The sequence below is a fragment of the Bacillus sp. NP157 genome (assembly GCA_018889975.1).
GTDB lineage: Bacteria > Pseudomonadota > Gammaproteobacteria > Xanthomonadales > Rhodanobacteraceae > Luteibacter.
In genome coordinates this window covers 1,126,130-1,144,440 of the sequence record CP076546.1, presented here as the reverse complement: position 1 = coordinate 1,144,440, position 18,311 = coordinate 1,126,130, and the positions used below count along the sequence as shown (strand labels likewise).

General features: G+C 68.6%; 14 protein-coding genes. 5 read left to right on the top strand and 9 right to left on the bottom strand.

Annotated features, from left to right (window positions below; genetic code table 11):
- The gene (locus tag KPL74_05135) at positions 1-1,098 is read left to right on the top strand and encodes an efflux RND transporter periplasmic adaptor subunit (GenBank protein QWT21387.1); all 1,098 of its coding nucleotides are present in this window, start codon (positions 1-3) and stop codon (positions 1,096-1,098) included.
- The gene (locus tag KPL74_05130) at positions 1,095-4,181 is read left to right on the top strand and encodes an efflux RND transporter permease subunit (protein QWT21386.1); all 3,087 of its coding nucleotides are present in this window, start codon (positions 1,095-1,097) and stop codon (positions 4,179-4,181) included. The genes KPL74_05135 and KPL74_05130 overlap by 4 nt, the downstream gene beginning before the upstream one ends.
- On the opposite strand, the gene KPL74_05125 is transcribed toward KPL74_05130, so the two are convergent.
- From KPL74_05125 to KPL74_05115, 3 genes are read right to left on the bottom strand one after another with little or no spacing between them, the layout of a single operon-like run.
- The gene (locus tag KPL74_05125; protein QWT21385.1) at positions 4,112-5,698 is read right to left on the bottom strand and encodes a DHA2 family efflux MFS transporter permease subunit; all 1,587 of its coding nucleotides are present in this window, start codon (positions 5,696-5,698) and stop codon (positions 4,112-4,114) included. The genes KPL74_05130 and KPL74_05125 overlap by 70 nt on opposite strands.
- A 21-nt stretch (positions 5,699-5,719) precedes the next feature.
- The gene (locus KPL74_05120; protein ID QWT21384.1) at positions 5,720-6,520 is read right to left on the bottom strand and encodes a helix-turn-helix transcriptional regulator; all 801 of its coding nucleotides are present in this window, start codon (positions 6,518-6,520) and stop codon (positions 5,720-5,722) included.
- Between the two features lie 57 nt (positions 6,521-6,577).
- Positions 6,578-7,498 carry a LysR family transcriptional regulator gene (locus KPL74_05115; GenBank protein QWT21383.1) on the bottom strand — a complete coding sequence of 307 codons (921 nt, stop codon included), beginning with the start codon at positions 7,496-7,498 and terminating at the stop codon, positions 6,578-6,580.
- A gap of 121 nt (positions 7,499-7,619) precedes the next feature.
- On the opposite strand from KPL74_05115, the gene KPL74_05110 reads away from it, so the two are divergent.
- Together KPL74_05110 and KPL74_05105 are read left to right on the top strand one after the other, a co-directional pair.
- A complete protein-coding gene (locus tag KPL74_05110; GenBank protein QWT21382.1) occupies positions 7,620-8,420 on the top strand; it encodes an alpha/beta hydrolase in 801 nt (266 codons plus the stop codon).
- A 41-nt stretch (positions 8,421-8,461) separates the two neighbouring features.
- Positions 8,462-9,073, top strand: coding sequence for a glutathione S-transferase family protein (locus KPL74_05105; GenBank protein ID QWT21381.1), 612 nt, complete (start codon positions 8,462-8,464; stop codon positions 9,071-9,073).
- On the opposite strand, the gene KPL74_05100 is transcribed toward KPL74_05105, so the two are convergent.
- Positions 9,050-10,258, bottom strand: coding sequence for an MFS transporter (locus KPL74_05100; GenBank protein QWT21380.1), 1,209 nt, complete (start codon positions 10,256-10,258; stop codon positions 9,050-9,052). The two genes, KPL74_05105 and KPL74_05100, sit on opposite strands and share 24 nt — an antisense overlap.
- A gap of 90 nt (positions 10,259-10,348) precedes the next feature.
- Between KPL74_05100 and KPL74_05095 the strand changes: the two genes are divergently transcribed.
- Positions 10,349-10,933 (top strand): TetR/AcrR family transcriptional regulator, encoded by a 585-nt coding sequence (locus KPL74_05095; GenBank protein QWT21379.1) that lies wholly within the window; start codon positions 10,349-10,351, stop codon positions 10,931-10,933.
- Here KPL74_05095 and KPL74_05090 read toward each other — a convergent pair.
- The 5 genes from KPL74_05090 to KPL74_05070 form a co-directional block, all read right to left on the bottom strand.
- Positions 10,930-11,412, bottom strand: coding sequence for a DUF3574 domain-containing protein (locus KPL74_05090; GenBank protein QWT21378.1), 483 nt, complete (start codon positions 11,410-11,412; stop codon positions 10,930-10,932). The two genes, KPL74_05095 and KPL74_05090, sit on opposite strands and share 4 nt — an antisense overlap.
- Positions 11,409-12,200: a YkgJ family cysteine cluster protein gene (locus KPL74_05085; GenBank protein QWT21377.1), complete on the bottom strand. Its 792-nt coding sequence runs from the start codon at positions 12,198-12,200 to the stop codon at positions 11,409-11,411. Before KPL74_05085 ends, KPL74_05090 begins: the two co-directional genes overlap by 4 nt.
- 3 nt (positions 12,201-12,203) lie before the next feature.
- Positions 12,204-15,653, bottom strand: coding sequence for a response regulator (locus KPL74_05080; protein QWT21376.1), 3,450 nt, complete (start codon positions 15,651-15,653; stop codon positions 12,204-12,206).
- A gap of 51 nt (positions 15,654-15,704) precedes the next feature.
- Positions 15,705-17,066, bottom strand: a complete 1,362-nt coding sequence (locus KPL74_05075; protein QWT21375.1) for a cation:proton antiporter — start codon at positions 17,064-17,066, stop codon at positions 15,705-15,707.
- Positions 17,067-17,176: 110 nt separating this feature from the next.
- Positions 17,177-18,187, bottom strand: coding sequence for a YihY/virulence factor BrkB family protein (locus KPL74_05070; GenBank protein ID QWT21374.1), 1,011 nt, complete (start codon positions 18,185-18,187; stop codon positions 17,177-17,179).
- Positions 18,188-18,311: the final 124 nt, after the last annotated feature.

The window sequence follows — 18,311 nt, the reverse complement described above, 5'->3', positions numbered from 1 at the left end:
ATGCACGCCTTTCCCCCTGCCCGTCGTTTCCTCCCCGTCGCCGCTGGCGCCGTCCTGCTCGCTGCCGCCCTGAGCGCCTGCTCGCGCAGCGAAGCCGATCCCCGCCTCGACCCGCCGCTGGTCCGCACCGCCACCATCGAGGCCGGCCAACCCGGCGAATCGAGCTTCTCCGGGGTCGTCTCGGCGCGGGTGCAGAGCAACCTCGGCTTCCGTGTCCCCGGCAAGGTCATCGCCCGCCTCGTCGACGCCGGCGAGACCGTGAAGCAGGGCCAGCCGCTGATGCGCATCGACCGCACCGACCTCGCCCTGGCCGATGCCGCCTCGGTCAGCCAGGTAGAAGCGGCGAAAGCCCAGGCCCTGCAGACCGATGCCGACGAGAAACGCCTGCGCGGGCTGGTCGGCAAGGGCGCCGTCTCGGCCTCGGCCTACGACCAGGCCAGGGCCGCCGCCGATGCCGCCGCCGCGCGGCTTCGGGCAGCGCAGGCGCAGGCCTCGGTCACCGCCAACGAAGCGGGTTATTCCGTGCTGGTCGCCGACGCCGATGGCACGGTCGTCGAAACCCTGGGCGAGCCCGGCCAGGTGGTGACCGCCGGCCAGGTCGTCGTCCGCCTGGCCCATGCCGGCCCGCGCGAAGCCCTGGTCAGCCTGCCGGAGACGCTACGCCCGGCGATCGGCTCGACCGCGCGCGCCACGCTTTACGGCAACACCGGCGAAGCCGCAACCGCGCGCCTGCGGCTGTTGTCGGATGCCGCCGACCCGGCGACCCGCACCTTCGAAGCACGCTATGTACTTGAAGGCGCGGCCGCGCAGGCGCCGCTCGGATCCACCGTCGTCGTGCACCTGCCGGATGCCGGCCAGGGCACGCCGTCGGTCCCGGTCGCGGCCATCTTCGACAACGGCAAGGGCCCCGGCGTGTGGCTGCTGCGTGGCAAGCCCGCCTCGGTCACGTGGCGCGCGGTGACGCTGGGCAGCGTCAGCGACGAGTCGGCCACCGTCACCGCAGGCCTCCAGCCCGGCGATCGCTTCGTCGCGCTCGGCGCCCACCAGTTGCACGAAGGCGAGCCGGTCCGCACCAGCCTCGACGGGGCGCGGCCATGAGTGGATTCAACCTCTCGGCGCTCGCCGTGCGCGAACGCGCGGTCACGCTGTTCCTGATCATCGCGGTCTCGGTCGCCGGCCTGTTCGCCTTCGTCCACCTCGGCCGCGCGGAAGATCCCAACTTCACCGTCAAGGTGCTCACCATCGTCACCAGCTGGCCCGGTGCCACGGCGCAGGAGATGCAGGACCAGGTGGCCGAGCCGCTGGAAAAGCGCCTGCAGGAACTGAAGTGGTACGACCGCAGCGAGACCTTCACGCGGCCCGGCGTGGCCTGGACCACGCTCACCCTGCGTGACGACACGCCGCCGGCCGACGTGCCCGACGAGTTCTACCAGGCGCGCAAGAAGCTTGGCGACGAAGCGGCCAAGCTGCCGCCCGGCGTGATCGGCCCCTTGATCAACGATGAGTACGCCGACGTGACCTTCGCGCTCTACGCGTTGAAGGCCCACGGCGAGCCGCAGCGCGCGCTGGTGCGCGAAGCCGAAGGCATCCGCCAGCAGCTGCTGCACGTGCCCGGCGTGAAGAAGGTCAACATCATCGGCGAGCGTCCGGAGAAGATCTACGTCGACTTCTCGCACGAACGGCTGGCCACGCTGGGCATGTCGCCGACGGCGATCTTCGAAGCGCTGGACAAACAGAACGTGCTCACCTCCGCCGGCTCGATCGACACGACGGGCCCGCAGGTGCAGATCCGTCTGGACGGCGCGTTCGACAACCTCAAGGCGATCGGCGATACCCCGGTCGTCGCCAACGGCAAGACCCTGCGCCTGGCCGACATCGCCAACGTGCGCCGCGGCTACGAAGACCCCGCCTCGTTCCTGATCCGCCACGACGGCGAGCCTTCGCTGCTGCTCGGCGTGGTGATGAAGGAGCGTTACAACGGCCTGCAACTCGGCAAATCGCTGGAAGCCGAAGCCTCCACCATCACCTCGGGGCTGCCGCTCGGCCTCACCTTCAGCAAGGTCACCGACCAGGCGGTGAACATCACCGAGGCCTATGACGAGTTCATGCTGAAGTTCTTCGTCGCGCTGGCCGTGGTCATCGCGGTGAGCCTGGTCAGCCTCGGCTTCCGCGTCGGCCTGGTCGTCGCCGCGGCCGTGCCGCTGACGCTGGCCGGCGTCTTCATCATCATGCTGGTCACCGGCCGCGACTTCGACCGCATCACGCTGGGTGCATTGATCCTGTCGCTCGGCCTGCTGGTCGACGACGCGATCATCGTCATCGAAACCATCGTGGTGAAGATGGAGGAAGGCAAGGACCGGATCAGCGCCGCGACGTACTCGTGGAGCCACACGGCGGCGCCGATGCTCGCCGGTACGCTGGTCACGGCGATCGGCCTGATGCCGGTGGGTTTCGCCAAGTCATCCGCGGGCGAGTACGCCGGCAACATCTTCTGGGTGGTGATGTTCTCGCTGCTCACCTCATGGCTCGTCGCCGTCATCTTCACCCCGTACCTGGGCGTGAAGCTGCTGCCGCATATCGCGCCGGTGGAAGGCGGCCATGCCGCGATCTATGGCACGCCACGCTATCGCGCGTTCCGTCGCCTGATCGCCTTCGTCGTCCGCCGCAAGGTGCTGGTCGCGCTCTCCGTGGTGGGGCTGTTCGTCGTCGCCGTGCTCGGCATGGGCTTCGTCAAGCAGCAGTTCTTCCCGATCTCGGACCGTCCCGAGGTGCTGGTGGAAGTGCAGATGCCCGAAGGCACGTCGATCGATGCGACCTCGAAGGCTGCGGGCAAGGTCGAGGCGTGGCTGCGCAAGCAGCCGGAAGCGAAGATCGTCACCACGTACGTCGGCCAGGGCGCGCCGCGCTTCTTCCTCGCCATGGCGCCCGAGCTGCCGGACCCCTCGTTCGCGAAGGTGGTCGTGCTGACCGAGAACGAAAAAACCCGCGACACGCTGAAGAGCCGCCTGCGCGACGCCGTGCAGAAGGGCCTCGCCCCGGAAGCACGCGTGCGTGCGACGCAGATCGTGTTCGGCCCGTACTCGCCGTTCCCCGTGGCCTTCCGCGTATCCGGACCCGACGAAGGCAAGGTGCGCGACATCGCCGGACAGGTGCGCACGATCATGCAGGCGAACCCGGCGATGCGCACGGTGAACAGCGACTGGGCGGAACGCGTGCCCACGGTGCACTTCGTGCTCGACCAGGATCGCCTGCAGGCGATCGGCCTGAGCTCGCACGACGCCGCCACACAGCTGCAGTTCCTGCTCACCGGCATTACCGTGACCCGCGTACGCGAGGACATCCGGTCGGTCGACGTCGTCGCCCGTAGCGACGGCCCTGCCCGCCTCGATCCGGCGAAGATCGGCGCATTCACCCTGGTCGGTGCGAGCGGCCAACGGGTGCCGCTGGACCAGCTCGGCCACACAGAAACACGGATGGAGGACCCGATCCTGCGCCGGCGCGACCGGATGACCACGATCACCGTGCGTGGCGATATCGGCGACGCGTCGCAGCCACCGGATGTCTCGATGGCACTGATCGCGCAGATGAAGCCGTTGATGGCGAGCCTGCCGGCCGGTTACGCGATCGACACCGCGGGCGCGCTGGAAGAAGCGGGCAAGGCCAACACCGCGCTGGCCGCCGTGTTCCCGGTGATGATCCTGCTGATGATGATCGTGATCATGTTCGAGGTGCGCTCGATCGCCGGCATGCTGATGATCCTCGCCACCGCACCGCTCGCGCTGGTCGGCGTGGTACCCACCCTGCTGCTGTTCCACCAGCCGTTCGGCTTCAACGCCATCCTTGGCCTGATCGGCCTGGCCGGCATCATCATGCGCAACACGCTGATCCTGATCGGGCAGATCCACACCAACCAGCGCGAAGGCCTGGATGCGTATCACGCCGTGGTCGAAGCCACGGTCCAGCGCTCGCGCCCGGTGATCCTCACCGCGCTGGCGGCGGTGCTCGCCTTCATCCCGCTCACCTTCTCGGTGTTCTGGGGCTCGCTCGCCTTCACCCTGATCGGCGGCACCATCGGCGGTACGGTGCTCACACTGTTGTTCCTGCCGGCGCTTTACGCCATATGGTTCCGGATCCGCCCGGACAAGGACCTCGATCCCGGCGCCGTCCCGCTCCCGCCCTGAGCGCGCCCGCCACGGATCGTCACCGCGGCCACCACCGCGGATAGCAAGGCCAGCGCCGCCGACAACAGCATCACCTGGCGAAAGCCTGCAACGAACGCGAGGTCGACGACGCGACGAGCTGCCTCCGCCCCCGGGGGCAGCTCGATCCCGGCCAGCCGGGCCTTCTGCGCAAGGATCGCGTGCAGCGATCCCTCGGGCAGGTGCATCGTCGCCAGGCTGGCCTGCAAGGCCACGTCGAAGCCGTGCACGAGCAACACGCCGAACACCGCGATGGCGATCAACCCGGCCACGCGCGACACCGCGTTGTTCACGCCCGAGGCCGTGCCCGCCAGCGACGGATCGAGGGCGTTCATCACCGTGGTGGTCAGCGGTGCGATGGTGATGCTCATGCCCAGGCCGAGCACGGCGGACGCCGGGAAAAACGTGGTCCAGTACGAACCGCCGACGCCGGGCAACGCATACAGGCCGAAGCCCACCGCCGCGATGGTGGGCCCGACGATCAAGGGGAGCCGTGCGCCCACCACGTCGACAAGGCGGCCGGTCCAACGCGACAACACGAACATGATCACGATGAATGGCAGCAGCGACGCGCCGGCCGCCGTGGCCCCATAGCCCTGTACCTGGATAAGGTTCAAGGGCACGAAGAACATGCTACCGCCGAGCGAAGCGTAGAGCAGCAGGGTCAACGCATTGGCTCCCGCGAAGTTGCGGTCGCGGAACAGCGACATGGGCAGCATCGGCGCGGCGATGCGTCGCTCCACGACGATGAAGGCGAGCAAGGCCACCACGCCGACGAGTGCCGCGAAGCAGACCGGCATGGCCAGCCAGCCCAGTTGTGGCCCTTCGATCAGGGCATAGACCACGCCAGCCAGGCCCACCGTGGCGAGCAAGGCACCCCATCCGTCGATACCTCCCGCGTCGGCGCCACGGCTTTCCGGCACGCGCCACTGGCAGATCGCCACCAGCGCGATGCCGAGCGGGAGGTTGATCAGGAAGGCCCAGTGCCAGGAAAGATGCTCGACGAGGAAGCCACCAAGCACCGGCCCCACCGCCGCCGTGACGCCGCTGAACGCCGACCAGGTTCCGATTGCCCTGCCCCGGGTTTCCTTTGGATACGCCGAGCTGATCAGCGACAGGCTGCCCGGCACCAGCAGGGCCGCGCCCAGGCCCTGAACGCCGCGCGCCACGATCAGGGCATCGATGCCGGGCGCAGCGGCGCAGGCGAGCGACGCCAGGGTGAAGACGATCGCACCGATGACGAACACCCGGCGCCGGCCAAAGCGGTCGCCGAGCACGCCGCCGACCAGCAACAGCGCCGAGAGCAACAAGGCATACGATTCCATCACCCACTGCGCGTCGGCCGTGGTCGCCTGCATCGCGTGCTGGATCGCCGCGAGGGCGACGTTGACGATGGTGCCGTCGACGAAGGCCATGCCGGAGCCAAGCACGGCGGCCACCAGCGTCCAGCGCTGGGCCGAGGGGCTACACGGCTGGGCCGGATCGTTCGGCGTCGTCATGCGGCCAGCCTACGCCTTTTTTCATTGCAGCCGATGCCACGCCTCCGTCGCCTCGTCCACCGGCGCCATGCACTCCAGCCGAAGCTCCTGCGGCCCGGGCGTGCGTGGCGTGCCCACCGTGGTAACCAGCGAAAAGTAGCTCAGCTTGCGCGTGCCATCGGCGAGGGTCAGCGGGATGACCGGCAGGTCCGCCGATGCCGACGTCTCGAGCGATTCCTCGACGCCGGGGTAGGCGCGCAGCGTGGCGATCAGTTGCCGCGTGGCCTCGTCGACCGCACGGCCGACCGCCTCGCGCCGCACGCGTTGCAGCAGCGCCGCCGAAAAGCGTGGCCAGTCGGCGACGAAGGGACGCAGGCCGTTCGGATCGAAGATCATGTGCAGCAGGTTGCGCGGCCGGGGCCAGCGCGACAGATCGATGAACGAACCGAACATGCGCGTCGCCGCCTCGTTCACCATCACGACGTTCCAGTGCCGGTCCATCACCACCGCCGGGAACGGTTCGTGCTGCGCGAGCATCCGCTCCAGCGCACGGCGGACGATGGCAAGTGCATCCGCATCCCAGGATTCGTCGGCGAACTGCGGTGCGTAGCCCGCCGCGAGCAACAACTGGTTACGCTCGCGGAACGGCATGTCCAGCCCATCGGCGACCGCCATCAGCATGTCCCGCGAGGGGGCGCTGCGTCCGCTCTCGATGAAGCTGAGGTGCTTTTGCGACACCCCGGTTTCCAGTGACAGCTCCAGCTGGCTCAGCCCACGCATGCCGCGCCATGCCTTGAGGATCCTGCCGAGCTCACCGCCGGCCTCGCCACGTGCCTGGGACATCGAAGGGATCCTCACGATCGGGGCAGGCAGTATGCGAAGCCCGCCGGATGGCCACAATTACCTCGGGGGTAATCCACGCCCGCCGCCGGCGAAGCCGTCCCACCCGAACGGCTCGGCGAGCGCGTCGGCCAGGTAGTCGACGAAAGCGCGCACGGTCTTCGGCAGGTAGGCACGGCTTGGGTAAACCACGCTGATGTCGAGGTCGTCGGCAACGTATCCCGGCAGCACCAGCTGGAGCTCGCCGCGCTGGAGGTGCGGACCGAGGACGAAGGTCGGTCCGAACACGATGCCTGCACCGGCCACCGCGGCCGACGCCAGCATCTGCACGTTGTTCGCGAGCAGCCCGGGTTCGCCCTCGATCCGGTGTGCGATGCCGTCGACGCCACGCAGCGTCCAGTCGGCCGACGAGACGGCGTCGCTGAAGGCCAGCATCGGAAGCGGTGCGAGGTCCGCCGGGGTGGTGATCGCGCCATGCCGCGCCAGGAAACCGGGCGCCGCGCACAACACCATCCGGCAGCCACCGAGGCGGCGCGCAACGAGGGTGGAGTTCGCCAGCCTTCCGATGCGGATCGCGACATCCACCGTATCGCCACGCAGGTCGATGTAGCGATCGTCAAGTTGCAACTGCAGCGCGACACCGGGATGCGTCGCGATGAAGCCCGCGACGATGCCGCCCAGGTGCAAGGCGCCGAAGGTCACCGGTGCCGTGACGCGCAACGTGCCCGCGACACCCCCGGTACGTGAACGCGCTTCGTCGTCCGCATCGCGCACCTCGGCGAGGATGCGCCGACAGCGCACGAGATAGGCCTCGCCCTCGGGCGTCAGCGAAAGCTGTCGCGTCGTCCGCCGCAACAGCAGGACGCCCAGGTCTTCTTCGAGTTCGGCCAGGTATTTGCTGGCCCGCGAGGGTGACACGTGGAACAGCCGCGCGGCGCCGGCGATGCTGCCGATGCGCACGGTGGCCTCGAAGATCCCCATGCATTTCAAGCGATCATTCGGTCCTTTTCCAGCCGACTGTCGGTGCGTTGGCGGGGCTAATCCGCGCGGAGCCACGCCCCTAGGATAGTTGCATCCTTCCCTGCCCACACAGGTGGCACGCATGAACAACAGCTCCGACACGCACCCGATGGCCCACGTCGTCGAACAAGGCAGCCGCGGCCCCACGCTGGTTTTCCTGCACTACTACGGCGGCTCGTCGCGCACCTGGGCGCCTGTCCTCGCGGTGCTGCCGCCCGACCTGCGCGCCATCGCACCCGACCTGCGCGGCTGGGGCGCGGCGGCGCGTCCCGCCGACGGCTATGCGCTCGGCGACTACGCCGACGACGTGGAGGCGCTGGTCGCCGCGAAGGGCCTCACCGACTTCGTGCTGGTTGGCCACTCCATGGGTGGCAAGATCGCCCAGCTGGTGGCGTCACGGCGACCGCCGGGCCTGCGTGGCGTGGTGCTGGTCGCGCCGGCACCGCCCACGCCCATGGCGCTGCCCATCGAGGCACTGCAGGCGATGGCGCATGTGTACGACACCCGCGAAAGCATCGAGCAGGCACTGGCGATGGCACTCACCTCGCGCCCGCTGTCGCCGGCCTTGCATGAACAGGTAGTCGCGGACAGCCTTGCCGGTGCCCCGGCGGCGAAACGCGCGTGGCCGCTGGGGATCAGCCAGGAAGACATCGGCACGGCCGTGGCGGACATCCAGGTGCCCGTGCTAGTGATCAGCGGCTCCGCCGACAAGGTCGACAGCACCGAAACCTTGCGTCGCGAGCTGTTACCACGCATCGCGACCGCGCGCTTGCACGTGCTTGACGGGATCGGCCATCTCGTCCCCCTGGAAGCGGCACAGGCGGTGGCAGCCCTTGTCACGAAGTTCGTCCACGATCACGCCACGACAGCGGCCAACGCGTGATACTGCACCGGTGCGGCATACCACGCCGCCCGGGATCGCCCATGACCACGTTCGACCTGCACGGCGCACGCACGGGCAACAGCCTGCGCGCGGCCATTGCCCTTGCCGAATCCGGGCTTCCGTTCAAAGCCGTCCCCGTTGACCTGCGCCGCGGCGAACATCGCAGCAATGCGTTCGCCGCGCTCAATCCCCTCGGCAAGGTGCCGGTGCTGGTGATCGACGATGGCGACGGGCCGTGGGCGCTCTCCCAGTCCGGCGCCATCATGCTTGAGGTGGCACGACGCGCCGGCGAACGACTCATGCCACGCGAGCCACGGGCGAATGCGCTGGCACTCGAGCGCTTCTTCTATTTCATCACGGACGTGATCGAACCCTCGCACGCGGGCTTCTTCCTCGCGCGCGACGATGAACAGGCGGGTGCCGTCGCCTTGCATCGGCTGGTGGTGGAACGCATCCATGCCGCGGATGCGTTCCTGTCCCGCTCACCGTGGATGAGCGGCCAGCACTTCTCGCTGGCCGACATCGCGGCGTATACCTTGATCACCGCGGAGGGCGAGCACGTCGACTGGGATGCCCATCCGACGCTGTCCTCCTGGTATGGGCGCGTCGCCACGCGCCCCGCGGTGAAACTAGGCCTGGCGGCATTCGACTAAGGGCATCGCGGCCGCGCGCACATGGTGGGCGCGGGTGACGATCCAGGCCAGCGCGGCCAGCGCGAGGGCGATGATCACCCCGGCGTACAGGTGGATCGCGAACAGCAGGCCCTGGTGCTGGGCGACGTAGCCGATGGCGATCGTCGGCACGCTGAAAGCCACGTAGCTCTCGATATAGAACACGGCCATCAGCCGGCTGCGTTCGTGCGGCGCCGCCAGCGGCGTCACGCTGCGCATCACGCCCAGGAATGACGCACCGAAGCCTGCGCCCGCGACGAACGAGCCGGCCAGCAGGAGCAGGCCCGAGCCGTTCTCCGCACCGGCGAGGATCAGCAGCAAACCCGCGACGAGGGCGCCGGCGCCGGCGTACAGGGCGCGCAGCGGCGCATGTCGCAGCGCGACCAGCACGGCCAGCGAGGCGCTGCCCATGAGCGTGGCAACGGTGAGTCCGCCCATCCACGGCGAGCTGGAATGGGTGACCCTGGCGACCAGCGACGGCATCAGCGACAGATAAAAGCCACCGAGCATCCACAAAGCTACGTTCAATGGCGTTACCGCCAGCAAGGCAGGTCGCGCGCGTCCCGGCACCGCAACGCTCGGCCGCAGGCTCGCGAGTGCGCCCGGGCGCACCAGTCCCGTTTCCGGCGTCGATGCGGTGAAGCCGAGAGCGGCCAGCAACGCAACGACCAGGGCGATGTAGATACCGAGCAGGGGCGCCGGCGCGAGCACCACCAGCGCCGTGCCCGCGATCGGCCCGATCGCCAGTCCGACCAGGGGCGCGATGCTGTTGACCAACGCACCACGCTGGCGATCGAGGTCGAGCAACGCCGTACCCAGCGTCGCCATGGCCAGGCCGGTCGCCATCCCCTGGACGAGTCGCGCGACGATAAGCCAGCCGGGACCCGCGGCAAGGATGAAGACCAGCATGGCGACGATCTCCAGCACGATCGCCGCGACGATCACCGGCCGGCGACCAAGGTGGTCCGACAGCCGCCCGCCGAACAGCAGCGTGGCAAGCAGCGCGAACGCGTACGCCGCGAAGATCACCGTCAGCACGGTCGGCGAGAAGCCCCATTCGCTTTGATACAGGCGGTACAGCGGCGTTGGCGCGGCCGATGCCGCCATGAAGACGACCAGCGTGAAGGTGTGGATAGCCAGCGATCGTCCGACCGTCGGTGCATTCATGGCGAAGCCCTAAAGCTAAGAATGTGCGTTAGCCTACGCCGATCCGCCACAAATGCAATTATTTTGCTTTAAGAAAGTTATACTAGCCCCATGAACGACTTAGCCACGCCGACACCGCGTCCTTCCGGCCCCCGCCCAGGCGGTCGCAGCGCCCGCGTACAGGCCGCCGTCCACCAGGCCGTCCGCGAGTTGCAGGCCGAAGGCCCCCGCGAAACCCTCGCCGTACCGGCCATCGCGGCCCGTGCCGGGGTCACCCCCTCGACGATCTACCGACGCTGGGGCGACCTGCCCGCGCTGCTGGCCGACGTGGCCGTCGCCCAGCTTCGCCCTGAGTGCGCGCCGACGGACACCGGCAGTTTCCGCGGTGACCTGCGCGCGTGGCTCGAGCAATACCTCGAAGAAATGACCTCGGCGCCGGGGCGCACCATGCTGCGCGACGTGCTCGGTGCGGCGAGCACCACCAAGGCCAGCATGTGTGCGTTCTATTGCGCGCAACAACTGGACACGATCATCGCGCGCGGCGTCGCGCGCGGCGAACCGGTCGCGTCAGTCGACCGTTTGCTCGATCGTGCCGTGGCACCGTTGATGTATCGCATTTTGTTCGCCAGCGAGCCGCCGTCGGCGGGTGCCGTTGGCCGCTGGGTCGACGAACTGCTGCTGGACCGGGTCGTCTAGAACGACACCTCGGCCGGCTGGGTCACGCGTAGCACCGACTGGTCGCCCGTCTGCGTTTTCCATGCCGCGCGGATCGCGTCGATGTCGGCGCGATGGGCCGGCGTGTCGGGATACAGCAGCACCAGCAGCTTCGAACGCAGCCGCTCAGGTACGCGCTGGGTCTTGCCCTGCCACTGTCCGTAGACGTCCAGCACCGACAGTCCGTCGGGAAAACGCGGGGTGACCTCGCGATCGAGGAAGGCACGCCAGCCCGCCTCGTCGACGCCGCCACCTTCGACCGGTCCGAGGCCGAAATACAGTTCGGTGCGCACCCAGCCCGCGGTGGTCGAGGGATGCGCGGCGTCGCCGCCAAGCGTCGCAGTGACGGTTCCGTGTGCGGCGTGGGGGCCCGTGCTCGTGCAACCCGACGCGACAAACGTCGCCCATGCAAGGACGAACGTCGCCAGCAGCGCGCGCGTGGATAGCAACGACGGAGTCATGGGTTAGCCTCGCTCGGGGACGATGGAATATCGACGAAGGCGACGAAGCGTGGGCCGGTGTCGGCCAGGTCGACCGACTGCATCGCGCGGGCGCCGGCCGATTCGAGCAGCCACATCGTACGCAGTCGGTGCGAGACCATCATCCACTCGCTGCTCGTCGCCGGTGCAGGCGTATCCTGCACCGCCTCGAGTGCCTCGCGCAGGTGCGCCGGCGCTGGCGCATGCACCACGACGCCTTCGTTGGACAGCCCGGCGATGCGGATGCCAAGCAACTCGCACAGGCGGCCCTTGGCCTCAGCTTCGTCGTAGTCGTCCTGGCGCCGGCGAACGATGGCCGACGCCACGGTCGCATCCGCGATGCTGCCATCGTCCTCCTGCAGCACCGCACGGTCTTCCCATGCTTCGGGCGGGCACAGCTTCAGCGCCGGGTCGATCGCCAGGAACGGATTCACCTCGGCCGGATAGACCCGGCAAGCCTGCGGGCGGCGTTCGTAGATGCCGCAGCCCATGTCGGCGCGCAGGTTCGGGCAGGCGGCGGTGAAACTCGCGACCAGGGTGACGATCACGCGCACTGGCAGGTGACCGCTCTGGACCAGGAACGAGCGACGGCGCTTGTGCCAGGCCGGGCCATCGTCCACGGTTGGTTCTTCCGGCCACGGAATCGCCTCGCAGAACAGTTCCACGTTGCCGCCGTCGGCCAGCCACGCCAGCGATTCGGCAACGCTCAGCGGCAGGCGCAGGCCGTGGCAGCAGCGCCCGCACATCGTGCAATTGAAATGCAGCGGCATGGGTCAGGCGCGGTCGGTGAGCCAGACGCGGATCAGCGATAGCAGCTTGTCGACATCCAGCGGCTTGGCCACGTAATCGCTCGCACCCGCCTGCAAGGCCTGCTGCTGGTCATCGGGCATCGCCTTGGCGGTCAGCGCGATCACCGGCAGCTTGTCCCAGCGCGGGTTCTGGCGGATCTCGCGCGTCGCGGTGAGGCCGTCCTTCACCGGCATCATGATGTCCATGAGCACCAGTTCGATCGCGGCCTGGCCGCCCTTGCCCGATGCCTCGAGCATGTCGATGGCTTCCTGGCCGTTGCGCGCGATGCTCACGATGCAGCCATGTGGCTCCAGCACGTTCATCAGCGCGAAGACGTTGCGCACGTCATCCTCGACCAACAGGATCCGCCGACCCTCGAGCACCGCGTCGCGATGCAGGGCGGCGCGGATCATGTTCTGCTGCGGCTCGGGCAGCTCGCTGACCACCTGGTGCAGGAACAGCGACACTTCGTCGAGCAGGCGTTCGGGTGACTTCGCGCCCTTGATGATGATCGAGCTGGAATAACGGCGCAGGCGGTCTTCTTCCGCGCTGGACAACACGCGACCGGTGTAGACGATCACCGGCGGGAACGGCGAGCCATCGTTCTTGCTCATCGTTTCCAGCAGTTGCAGGCCGGTGGCATCCGGCAGCGACAGGTCGAGCACCATGCAGTCGAAGGTCTGTTGCTGCAGCGCTTCCAGGCAGGCCGCGGCGGTCGCCGCGCCCACTGTCTCGACATCCGCCGAGGCGAGCAGGTGGCGGATCGCGTCGAGCTGCACGGCATCGTCTTCCACCACCAGCACGCGGCGCGGACGCTGCGACAGACGCGCCTCGAGCGAGTCGAGCACGCCGCCGAGGTCTTCGCGCGTGGCGGGTTTGACGAGGTAGCCGACGGCACCCAGCGACAGCGCGGCACGCGAGTGGTCGGCGGCCGAGACGACATGGATCGGGATATGCCGGGTGCGGATGTCGTGCTTGAGGATGTCGAGCACGTACAGGCCCGACTGGTCGGGCAAGCCGACGTCGAGCACGATCGCGTGCGGCAGCCGCTCACGCGCCAGCGCCAGCGCGTCGGCAGCCGTGGACGCGAGGTAGGCGTGGAAGCCCATCTCTTTCGCGAGGGTGACCAGGATGTCCGCGAAGGCGGGGTCGTCTTCGATCAGCAGGATGCTGCGGCGGCCGTTGGCCGGCTCGGTCGCTTCCGTGCGCGCCGCGGGTGCCCGGCCAGGCATCGGCGTCGGCGCCGGCGTGGCGCGCACCGCCAGCGGTACGGGAGCCGGTGCCGGGGCCGGCATCGGCGAGTTCGCCGGGCGCACGCCGGTGATCACGTCGAGGCGGCTCGCCACGGTGAGGGTGAAGGTGCTGCCCTGCCCCGCGTCGCTGCGCACGCTGATCTCGCCACCCAGCAGGCGGGCGAGTTCGGCGGAGATCGACAGGCCGAGGCCCGTGCCACCGTAGCGGCGGCTGATCGAACCGTCGGCCTGCTGGAACGCGTCGAAGATGCGCGCCTGCTGGTCGGCGGCGATGCCGATGCCGGTGTCGGTGACCACGAAGGCGACCTGGCCGCCGCGCTCGGGACGCACATGCACGGCCACGGCCCCGGCTTCGGTGAACTTCAGGGCATTGGACAGCAGGTTCTTCAGCACCTGGACCAGGCGCTGGCGATCGCTCTCGATCACCGGCGGGCAGTCTTCCGCCATCTCCACGGTGAGCGACAGGCCCTTCTCGGTGGCGACAGGCGTGAACAACGCGGAGAGGTCGTCGAGCAACGGCTGCAGCGGCAGCGGCTCGGCACGCACCTCGACATGACCGGCTTCGATCTTGGACAGGTCGAGGATGTCGTTGATCAGCGTCAGCAGGTCGGTGCCCGACGCATGGATGGTGCGGGCGAACTTCACCTGTTCGTCGCTGAGGTTGCCCGCCGGATTATCCGCGAGCAGCTTGGACAGGATCAGCGCGGAGTTCAGCGGCGTGCGCAGCTCGTGGCTCATGTTAGCGAGGAATTCGGACTTGTACTGGCTCGCCCGCTGCACTTCCTGCGCCTTGGCCTCGATCGACTGGTTCGCCATCGACAGTTCGTCGCGCTGCGCCTCCAGCTGCATCGACTGGTCGGAGAGGTGCGCGTTGGTCTGTTCCAGTTCGGCCTGCTGTTCTTCCAGCTCGTGCTGCGACGCGCGCAGGGCCTTGCTCTGTTCTTCGAGCTCTTCGTTGGAAACGCGCAGCTCTTCCTGCTGGGTCTGCAATGCCTCGGACTGGCGGCGGGTCTCTTCGAGCAGGCGGTTCAGCTCGGCACGGTAGGCCGCCGAACGCAGCGCGATGGCGATCGCCGGCGACGCCTGCTCGAGCAGGGTCAGCACTTCGGGCGGCACGGCGTGGAAGAAGCCGAGTTCGAGCACGCCATGGACCATGCCTTCGGTCGCGCCGGGCGCGATGACGAGATGGCGCGGCTGGCCCTGGCCGAGGCCCGAGCCCACGGTGAAATAGCCTTCGGGAACGTCGGACACGTGCAGCACGCGGTTTTCGTTCACCGCACGGCCAAGCAAAGTGCCGCTGGGGAGCGTATCGATAGCCGAGTCGCCGGCCGCCAGGCCGATGCCACCCACGCGAGTGAAACGGCCATGCACGTTGGCGAACAGCACGCCGGCCTGCGCGCCGACGAATTCCACGAGGAAGGACAGGATCGACGCGCCGAGTTCCGCGGCGTCCTTGTCGCCGGCCATCACGGTACCCAGTTCCAGCCGGCCGGCCTGCAGCCACGCTTCCTGCGCGCGGGCCCGCGCGTTACGCCGGATCAGCACCGCGACGAAGATGGCCAGGCCCACGCCGAGCAGCGCGCTGCCGGCGCCCACGGTCAGCGCGGTGTTGTAGGCGGCCTCCATCTCCAGCAGGCGCTTCGCGCGCTGGTCGAATTCAACCGCGCGCATCGCGGCGAGGCGGGCGCGGATATCGTCCATCGCGGCCTTGCCGCGGTCGGAGTTCACCACCGCCAGCGCGGCGTCGAAGCCCTTGTCGCGACGCAGGTTGATCGTTTCGCGAAGCTCGGCCAGCTTGTCGTTGATCCGTGCGCTGAGTTCCTTCAGGCGAATGAGCTGGCCGGCGTCGCCACCCAGCGCGCCGCCGATCGCTTCGATCCGGGTGGGGATCACCGAGAGCGCCGTGCGGTAGGGCTCGAGGTAACCCTCGTTGCCGGTGAGCAGGTAACCGCGCTGGCCGGTCTCGGCGTCCTGGATGCTGGAGAGCACCTCGGCGAGCGAGGCCACGGCTTCCTGCGAGCGGTTGACCATCGCGTTGTCGTTGCGGATGGTGCGGATGTTCGCCGCGGCCACCAGGCCACTGGCGATGAAGAAAAGGATGACGACGACCAGGGCCACCAGGGTGCCGGTGTCACCCCCGGCGCGGAGAGAAGAAAGGCGGGAGGTCCGGGCTGGGCTCATGGGAACGACGCTGGCAAGGTTAGCGCGCGAGCCTAGCATGGCGCCGCGGCCTTAGGGCGCTCCGCGCGCCTCGTGCAGGCGTTGCAAGGCGCGCTCACGCCAGCGCATCAGGGGCGTGACCGACATGCCGTGGGCGAGGATGCTGGCCGCGACCACGGTGACCACGATGCCTTCGAGTTCGGCGACGCGCGGACCCGACATCCCGTGGCTTACGCCATAGGCAAGGTAGTTGAGCGTGCCCAGCCCACGGATGCCGAACCAGCCGATCAGCAGGCGGCGCTGCCACGGCACCCTACTACCGATGGTGGAGATCCACACCGCCAGCGGGCGGAGGATAAGCATCAGCATCACGGCGACGCCGAGCGCGGGCCAGCCCAGCGCAGGTAGCGCGACGATCCCGACCAGCATCACCAGCATGGAGGCGATCAGGCGCTCCACCGTTTCGCCGAAGGACAAGGCGTCGGAGATCACCCAGCCAACGGTCTGCGCGGGATGGTCCACCGTGGCACGGGCGCGCTCGTTCGGTCGGACCAGGGTCTCCGCAGGTTCCTGCGATGCTTCGCCACCCGCCCTGAGCGTGTCCTCCTGCGCATGGCGACTGACCCGTCGTTCCACCCAGCGCAAGCCGACCCCGGACGCAAAGGCGGCGAGGAAGGCCGATGCGCCGACCATCTCGCACAGCGCGTACACCACCAGCATGATGCCGAGCGCGAAGAAGTCACTTGGCGCGACGTCCTTCGATGCATGCCGCAGGCGCGCACCGAGATAGCCAAGCCCTGCCCCGCCGATGAGGCCGATCAGCAGTCCGCCGCCGAAACCCCAGGCCACGTCGACGAGGGCCCAGTGGACGCCCACGTCGCCGAAACCGACGCCGCTCGCCATCAAGGGCAAGGCAAGCAGGAGCAGCGGCAGCGCGGTGGCGTCGTTGAGGCCAGCTTCTGCGGACAGCGACAGCCGCAACGGATCGTCGTCGCGTGCATCGTCCACCGAGACCAGCGCCGCGAGCACGGGATCGGTCGGACTGACCATGGCGGCGAGCGCGAGCGACCACGGCCAGTCCCAGCCGAGAAGCCAGCGTGCGACGAGGGCCACGCCCGCCGCAGTGAGGACCATGCCCGGCAAGGCGAGCCGGAAGGCCATGCGCCAGGCACGGTCATGCAGTCCGATGCGTAATTTCAGGCCGGTGATGAAAAGCGAGACGACGAGCGCGGCTTCGGAAGCGAGCCTCAGCCAATGGACATGCTCGGTGGTGAATCCCAGCGAGGCGAGGCCGAGCACGCCCGGGCCGACGATGACGCCGACGGCGAGGAAGATGGCGAAGGTCGTGACCGGGCCACGGTGGATCCATCCTGAGAGGAACGAGGTCAGGAGGAGCAGCGCGCCGATGAGCAGGAGCCAGGGGAGCAGGGGCATGGGGTGGGCGCTGGGGTCCTTTGGGGGAGCGTCTTGGGGGATGTTTCTTGGGGGATGTTTCCTGGGGGATGTTTCCTGGGGGAATCTGGTGGTCGCGCGCGGGCGCGCTCCTACAGGTGTTTGGGGCGGGGGCGGCGGGTGAGGAGGCCGACGACGACGCCGGCGGTGAGTAGCGCAGCGCTGGCGGCCAGGGGCTGGGCGACGCTGCTGCGGCGGCCGTTGGCGCGGACGCGTCGGCGCGCGGCGAAGCCGTCGCCTGCCGGCCTGCCGATCTCCGCCGGTGCGGGTGCGATCTCCACCGCGTGCGCGTCGGGCCGGATCGGCTTGCCGCGCGCTTCGGCCACGATCCGGGTGAGCTCCGCGCCGAGCAGCACGATGATCGACGAGTAATAGGTCCACGTGAGCAGGACGACGAAAGCGCCCGCCGGGCCATACGCCCCGCCGACATTGCTGTGGGTGACGTAAAGGCCGATGACGAATTCACCGGCGAGGAACAATCCCGTGGTCAGTACGGCGCCGATCAGCGCTTCGCTCCAGTCGATCGCGGCATCCGGCAACACGCGGAACATCAGCGTGAAGGCGAGCGCGAACACGAACACGGAGACGATGTACTTGGTGACCGTCCAGCCGGTGCCTTCGCCATCGAAGATGCCCTGGATCAGCGCGCTGATGACGAACGAAATGATCAGCAGGAACGCGACGCCGCCGAGCAGGGCGAAGGCCTTGGCCCGCGCGCGCAGCCACGCACCGACGGCGGCGCCCGGCTTGGGCTTCACCCGCCACACCCGATTGAGCGTGCCCTGCAACTGGGCGAACACCGCCGATGCACTGAACAGCGTGACACCCAGGCCAACGAGCCCGGCGATGTGGCCGAGCTTGGGATGTTCGTGCGCGCTCTGGATGACCACCTGCAGCGCCTCGGCCGCCTTGTCGCCGACCATGCTGCGCAGCGCGTCGGCCAGCTGGCCCTCCAGGCTGGGATCCAGCAAGGACAGCGTCCAGACCAGGAGCAGCAGCAACGGCGCGATCGACAGCGCCGCGTAAAACGCGAGGGCCGCCGCACGGGTCATCAACTCGTCGTCGCCGAAGCCATCGACGGCCGACAGGAGGTAGCGTTTCAACGCAGGGGGTTGTGGCGCGGGTTTCATGCTTGGACCGTCTCCCCGCCAGGTCATCGCCTTGCGGCAAGTCTTACCTTGCGCAAGGCGATATCAACGCGCGCCCCACGTTACGTGAAACGCGCCA

What these genes read in the sequence shown, in the direction of transcription:
- KPL74_05135 (QWT21387.1), top strand. Translation starts at nt 1, where the DNA reads ATGCACGCCTTTCCCCCTGCCCGTCGTTTCCTCCCCGTCGCCGCTGGC.
- KPL74_05130 (QWT21386.1), top strand. Translation starts at nt 1,095, where the DNA reads ATGAGTGGATTCAACCTCTCGGCGCTCGCCGTGCGCGAACGCGCGGTC.
- KPL74_05125 (QWT21385.1), bottom strand. Translation starts at nt 5,698, where the DNA reads ATGACGACGCCGAACGATCCGGCCCAGCCGTGTAGCCCCTCGGCCCAG.
- KPL74_05120 (QWT21384.1), bottom strand. Translation starts at nt 6,520, where the DNA reads ATGTCCCAGGCACGTGGCGAGGCCGGCGGTGAGCTCGGCAGGATCCTC.
- KPL74_05115 (QWT21383.1), bottom strand. Translation starts at nt 7,498, where the DNA reads ATGGGGATCTTCGAGGCCACCGTGCGCATCGGCAGCATCGCCGGCGCC.
- KPL74_05110 (QWT21382.1), top strand. Translation starts at nt 7,620, where the DNA reads ATGAACAACAGCTCCGACACGCACCCGATGGCCCACGTCGTCGAACAA.
- KPL74_05105 (QWT21381.1), top strand. Translation starts at nt 8,462, where the DNA reads ATGACCACGTTCGACCTGCACGGCGCACGCACGGGCAACAGCCTGCGC.
- KPL74_05100 (QWT21380.1), bottom strand. Translation starts at nt 10,258, where the DNA reads ATGAATGCACCGACGGTCGGACGATCGCTGGCTATCCACACCTTCACG.
- KPL74_05095 (QWT21379.1), top strand. Translation starts at nt 10,349, where the DNA reads ATGAACGACTTAGCCACGCCGACACCGCGTCCTTCCGGCCCCCGCCCA.
- KPL74_05090 (QWT21378.1), bottom strand. Translation starts at nt 11,412, where the DNA reads ATGACTCCGTCGTTGCTATCCACGCGCGCGCTGCTGGCGACGTTCGTC.
- KPL74_05085 (QWT21377.1), bottom strand. Translation starts at nt 12,200, where the DNA reads ATGCCGCTGCATTTCAATTGCACGATGTGCGGGCGCTGCTGCCACGGC.
- KPL74_05080 (QWT21376.1), bottom strand. Translation starts at nt 15,653, where the DNA reads ATGAGCCCAGCCCGGACCTCCCGCCTTTCTTCTCTCCGCGCCGGGGGT.
- KPL74_05075 (QWT21375.1), bottom strand. Translation starts at nt 17,066, where the DNA reads ATGCCCCTGCTCCCCTGGCTCCTGCTCATCGGCGCGCTGCTCCTCCTG.